The organism is Limosilactobacillus panis DSM 6035 (assembly GCF_001435935.1).
Classification (GTDB): Bacteria; Bacillota; Bacilli; order Lactobacillales; family Lactobacillaceae; genus Limosilactobacillus; species Limosilactobacillus panis.
This window is the reverse complement of record NZ_AZGM01000141.1, coordinates 815-1,050: the sequence shown is the minus strand read 5'-3', so window position 1 is coordinate 1,050 and position 236 is coordinate 815. Positions and strand designations below refer to the sequence as shown.

The window sequence follows — 236 nt, the reverse complement described above, 5'->3', positions numbered from 1 at the left end:
ACACGCCGAAAGTAGTTGGGGGATCGCTCCCTGCGAGGATAGGACGTTGCCACGCATCCATGGAGAGTTGTCCGAGTTGGCCGAAGGAGCAGCATTGGAAATGCTGTATACGGGTTAAAGCCTGTATCAAGGGTTCGAATCCCTTACTCTCCGTTGAGATGACCCGTTAGTCAAGTGGTTAAGACACCAGCCTTTCACGCTGGTATCGTGGGTTCAAATCCCGCACGGGTCACTTT

At 53.0% G+C, this 236-nt stretch carries 2 tRNA genes; both read left to right on the top strand.

Features of this window, described 5'->3' with window-relative positions:
• The first annotated feature begins 61 nt into the window (after positions 1 to 61).
• Positions 62 to 153: transfer RNA gene (locus tag FD32_RS09025), tRNA-Ser, on the top strand.
• A 7-nt stretch (positions 154 to 160) separates the two neighbouring features.
• Positions 161 to 232 (top strand) — tRNA-Glu (locus tag FD32_RS09020).
• The last annotated feature ends 4 nt before the right edge of the window (positions 233 to 236 follow it).